Source organism: Microbacterium sp. ISL-103, from assembly GCF_018613995.1.
Classification (GTDB): Bacteria; Actinomycetota; Actinomycetes; order Actinomycetales; family Microbacteriaceae; genus Microbacterium.
The window spans coordinates 1-4954 of record NZ_JAGGPD010000521.1 but is presented as its reverse complement, the minus strand read 5'-3'; the positions used below and the strand labels follow the sequence as shown (position 1 = coordinate 4954).

6 protein-coding genes are annotated in these 4954 nt (G+C 68.2%); all 6 read left to right on the top strand.

All coding sequences use genetic code 11. The annotated features are described in order from the left end of the window. Positions 1-679, top strand: a 679-nt coding sequence (locus tag J7E68_RS16985) for an N-acetylneuraminate synthase family protein (protein WP_215174576.1), incomplete at its 5' end; no start/stop codon positions are given. Further along, positions 672-1304, top strand: coding sequence for an acetyltransferase (locus J7E68_RS16980; RefSeq protein WP_215174568.1), 633 nt, complete (start codon positions 672-674; stop codon positions 1302-1304). The genes J7E68_RS16985 and J7E68_RS16980, both read left to right, overlap by 8 nt. Continuing rightward, on the top strand, positions 1301-2347 hold the full coding sequence (locus J7E68_RS16975) for a nucleotidyltransferase family protein (protein ID WP_215174566.1): 1047 nt from the start codon (positions 1301-1303) through the stop codon (positions 2345-2347). The genes J7E68_RS16980 and J7E68_RS16975 overlap by 4 nt, the downstream gene beginning before the upstream one ends. Continuing rightward, positions 2344-3042, top strand: a complete 699-nt coding sequence (locus J7E68_RS16970) for an acylneuraminate cytidylyltransferase family protein (protein WP_215174564.1) — start codon at positions 2344-2346, stop codon at positions 3040-3042. Before J7E68_RS16975 ends, J7E68_RS16970 begins: the two co-directional genes overlap by 4 nt. A 23-nt stretch (positions 3043-3065) precedes the next feature. After that, positions 3066-4499 carry a hypothetical protein gene (locus tag J7E68_RS16965; RefSeq protein ID WP_215174562.1) on the top strand — a complete coding sequence of 478 codons (1434 nt, stop codon included), beginning with the start codon at positions 3066-3068 and terminating at the stop codon, positions 4497-4499. Positions 4500-4601: 102 nt separating this feature from the next. Next, on the top strand, positions 4602-4954 hold a 353-nt coding region (locus J7E68_RS16960), incomplete at its 3' end, for an ABC transporter permease (RefSeq protein WP_396652520.1).

Below are 4954 nucleotides of genomic sequence, written 5' to 3'. Positions count from 1 at the left end.
CGTGGTCCTGTCCACCGGGATGGCCGAGCTCACGGAGATAGATCGGGCCCTGCGGTTCATCGCGGCAGGCGTCGCACAGGCTCACGGACGTCTCGAGCGCGACGCGCGGCTCTCGGGCGACGTGCTCGACCGCGCGTGGGAGATGCGTGACGCCGATGTCGAGTTCGCGCACCACGTGACGATCCTGCACTGCACGACCGAGTATCCCGCCGCGGACTCGCACCTCAACCTGCGCGCGATGCAGACCATCGCGTCGGAGTTCGGCCACCGGGTCGGATACTCCGATCACTCTCTCGGATCTCTCGCATCGGTTCTCGCCGTCGGCCTCGGTGCGACGGTCGTCGAGAAGCACTTCACCTTCGATGTCGAGGCGGAAGGGCCGGACCACGCCGCCTCCCTCGACCCCGACGGCCTTCACCGGTACGTCGCCGACATCCGCCGGGTGCCGGTGATGCTCGGCTCCGCCGAGAAGCACTGCCAGCCGGTGGAGGAGGGCAACCGCGCAGTCGTCCGTCGCAGCCTCGTGGCGACACGCGACATCGAGGCAGGCGACGTCTTCACCGAACTCGATGTGGCCTGCTTCCGGCCCGCGAGCGGCAGGACCTCCTTCGACTACTGGGAGGTCGTGGGCTCGACGGCCGTGCAGAGCTATCGTCGGGGTGATCTGATCGATGCGTGATCTGGTCCTCCTCGGCGGAGGCGGCCACGCACGATCCGTGCTCGCAGCGCTGACGCTCTCGGGCGAGGAGGTGCGCGGATTCATCGGACCGGACACTGCCGACCGAGATCTGAGCCTCCCTCACCTCGGTGGCGACGAGCTGCTCGACGGGTTCGACCCCGCTCGGACGTCGATCGTCAACGGACTGGGAGCGGTCGGGGCCCGGGCGCGGATGCACCGCCTCGCCGTCTCGCGCGGGCTGACGGTGGAGACGGTGGTGCACCCACGTGCGTTCGTCGATCCCTCCGTGCGCCTGGGGGCCGGCGCACAGGTGCTGGCCGGGGCGATCGTCAACGCCGGGGCTGTCATCGGTGACGGTGTGCTCATCAACTCGGGGGCGATCGTCGAACACGACGCGGTGATCGGCGACCACGCACACCTGGCACCCGGTTCGGTGCTCGCCGGCGACGTCCGAGTCGGAGAGGGAGCGCACATCGGTCTGGGCTCGCGGATCCTCCAGGGACTGACGGTAGGGTCGGGATCGACCGTCGGAGCGGGCGCCGTCGTGCTGACGGACGTCCCCGACGGGACCACTGTCGTCGGCGTCCCCGCGCGACCGATGCGAAAGAAGGATGAGCAGCCATGACAGATCGGGAGTTCCTCTCGACGACGCCGGGCACCAGCATCCGCGACGCGCTGCTGCAGCTCGATCGTGGTGGTCTGCAGGTCGTGTTCGTCGAAGATGAGAACGGCGTCCTCGTGGGCGCTGTGAGCGACGGCGACATCCGCCGGGGGCTCATCTCCGGCTCTGCGCTGGAGGACCCGGTGCGATCCGTGATGAACCTCGATCCTGCCGTCGTGCCGCCCACCGCCAGCCAGGAAGACGTCGATGCGATCAAGCGGCGTCGCGGCATCCGTGTCGTCGCCGTGGTCGACGAGAGCGGGCGGATGGTCGACGTGGTCGGTGAGCGGGATCGCATCTCGACCGCGATAGCCACACCCGTGGTGCTCATGGCCGGCGGACGCGGGCAGCGCCTGTATCCGATCACCAAGGACATCCCCAAGCCGCTCGTGCCGCTGGGCGACGTTCCGATGATCGACATCATCCTCAGCAGGCTGCGCGAGCAGGGTTTCCGCCGCATCCATGTGTCGGTCAACCACCTCGGCCATCTGATCGAGGAGCACCTCGGAGACGGCGAGGCGCACGGGCTCGAGATCACCTACCTGCACGAGCCCGCGCCGCTGGGCACCGCCGGCGCTCTCGCGCAGCTCGCGAGCGAGATCGATCAGCCCTTCGTCGTGATGAACTCCGACCTGCTCACCCAGGTCGACCTGCGCAGGATGCTCGCCTTCCATCGCGGCGCCGGATCCGCGGCCACGATCGGGGCACGGGAGTACGGTTTCGAGATCCCCTTCGGTGTCATCCGCCGCGACGGTGACAGCGTCGTGGCGCTGGCCGAGAAGCCGTACCACAGCGAGCTCGTGAGTGCCGGGATCTATGTGCTCGAACCCCTCGCGCTCGACACGCTGGTCGCCGACGAGTACTGCGACATGCCGACGTTGCTGGCTCGGCTCATGGACGGCGGCCGGCACGTGGGCGCGTTCGAGATCCACGAGGAGTGGATCGACGTGGGTCGCCCCGAAGATCTCGAACGCGCGCGTCAGGCGTGGGAACGGAGTAGACGATGAGGATCTGCACGATCACGGTCCGCGCGGGCTCGAAGGGGGTTCCGGGCAAGAACCTGCGCGTGGTTGCAGGGCGTCCGCTGTTCGGTCACTCCGTCGCCCAGGCGGTCGCGACCGGGCTGTTCGACCAGGTCGTCGTCTCGAGCGATTCCGAGGAGATCCTCGCACTCGCCCCCTCTTTCGGCGCCACGGGTGTGGTGACCAGGCCACCCGAGATGGCGACCGACACCGCGGGCAAGGTGCCGGCGATCGCGCATGCCGTGCGCTCCACCGAAGAGCGGACCGGGGAACGCTACGACGTCTGCGTCGACCTGGACGCCACCAGTCCGCTGCGGACCGTCGATGACATCCGCGCCGCGGTCGAGATGTTCGAGCAGGCGGATGTCGCCTCGGTGATCACGGGAGCCGAAGCTCGACGCAACCCGTATTTCAATCTCGTCGAGGAGCAGCCGGACGGCACGGTGGCCGTCGCGAAGACTCCCGGCGACGCGGTCCTGCGCCGGCAGGACGCACCCCGATGCTTCGACATGAACGGATCGATCTACGTGTGGCGCAGAGAAGCGCTGCTCGAGGACCAGGTCGTGTTCTTCCCCTCGACGATCCTGTACGAGATGCCTGCGGAGCGTTCGATCGACGTCGACAGCGAGTTCGACTTCCGCATCGTCGAGTGGCTCATGGGGCAGCGGGAGGATCTGTGACAGCCGCCGATCGCGGGCCGTCCGTGAAGACGACGCCGGAGATGCGTCGGATCCTCGATCTCGAGGACGCGGAGCCCGCGGAGCTGTTCGAGATCCTTCCCGGCTCGACGGTGCCGTTCTGGGCCCAGGTGCGGATGCAGATCGCCTGGGCTCTCTCCGAGAGCGTCACCGGAAGCGTCGCGGTCGAGACGGACAACTGGACCCGCTGGGGAGAGGCGAGGCGGCTCGCAAAGGCGTTCCTCCCGAATCGCAGCGACGCCGCCCGGCGCGCGAGGCGGCACGACGTCCTCTTCTACGTCGGTGGGGGCACCGTGGCCTCGGCCGGAGGACGAACCCGAAACTGGTTGGTGGACGATTTCGCCGAGGCGACCCCGTCTGCTCTCGTGGTGCAGCGTCGCCCGCTTCCGTCACCGCTGGGCCCGCCCGCGTTCCGCCCGACCCTCAGCATGGAACCCACCACCGCCCGCGCGCGACTCTGGGCGCGGGGCTATGCGCCGCCGGCTGCCACGGTGGCGGCGATCGATCGTCTTCTGGGATATTTCGCACAGCAGCTGGACCTCCAGCCCTCGCAGATCGGCGGCATCCGTCGTCGTGTGCTGCGCACGGAAGCCCATCGTCCGCACGAGCTGGCGGAGTTGCGCCGCATGGTGAGACGGGTGCGGCCGCGGGTCGTGATCATGGACACCGCGTCGTACACGTACAACGGAGAGACGGTCGGAGTCTTCAAGGATGCGGGCGCCTACGTCGCCGAGCCCCAGCACGGCTGGATCGGACCCTCTCACGCCGCATACAACTACGGTCGTGCCTTCGAGCATCCTGCGCTGCGTCGTGCTCTGCCGGACGAGCTGCTCACGTTCGGCGAGTTCTGGTCGGAGGGGGTGACGATCCCCGCGCGGAAGACGGCGATAGGCAAGCCGCATCTCGAGCGTCTGGCGACCGCGGCCCCGCGCGTCCGCGAGCGACAGCTCCTGGTCATCTCCTCGCGCGCCGAACCCGACGAGACAGACCGTTTCGTGGAGGAGCTCCGAGGCGCTCTCAGTCCGGACTGGCGTGTCGTGTTCCGGCCGCATCCGGGCGAGCGTGAGGTCGTCGACGAGCGGTATCCGCGCATCGCCGCGCACCCCGGCATCTCCATCGACGAAGCCCCCGACGTGTACGCGACTCTCGCCGACACGCACACCGTGATCGGGGTCGCGAGCACGGTGCTCTTCGAGGCGGTCGCCTTCGGGTGCCACGTGATCCCTCGCGACAGCGCCTTCTCGGCGAGCGTCATCGGCGATGCCTTCGGTCCGCGCATCTCGTCGGTCGCTCAGGCCGTGCGACGACTGGAAGCGTCTGACCAGATCTCTCAGCCCTCGGTCAGAGAGGTCGCGCCCGATACGGGCATCTGGGCCACGGTATCCACGGACGCCTACCGGCGGTGGCTGGCTGATCGCATCGGGCCCCCGACGCGGTGAGGCCCGAACGAACGCCTCGCTGCTACCGGAGCCTTCAGGTCACGTGTCGTAAACTACAGAGATCGAGGCGGCCATCGTCGCCGTCGCCGAATGAGTGGGCCTGTGACTGATACCCGAGATCTTTTCGCCGCCGTCCCGCGTTCCGACTTCGAAACCCCCGGCAAGAGCCGTGGGCTCATCGATGTGGTGCGCTGGCGCTATCTGCTGAACCTCCTGGTGCGCACCGGCGTCACCACCCGGTATCGCAACTCCGTGCTCGGATGGACCTGGTCGTACGTACGCCCGGCCGCCCAGTTCCTCGTCTTCTGGGTGGTGCTCGGGATCTTCATGGATCTCGATCGCGGGCTGCCCAACTACGCCGTGTACCTGTTCTCGGGGATCGTGGTGATCAACCTGTTCTCCGAGGGGTTCAAGAACGCGACGACCTCGATCGTCGGCAATGCGCCGTTGGTGCG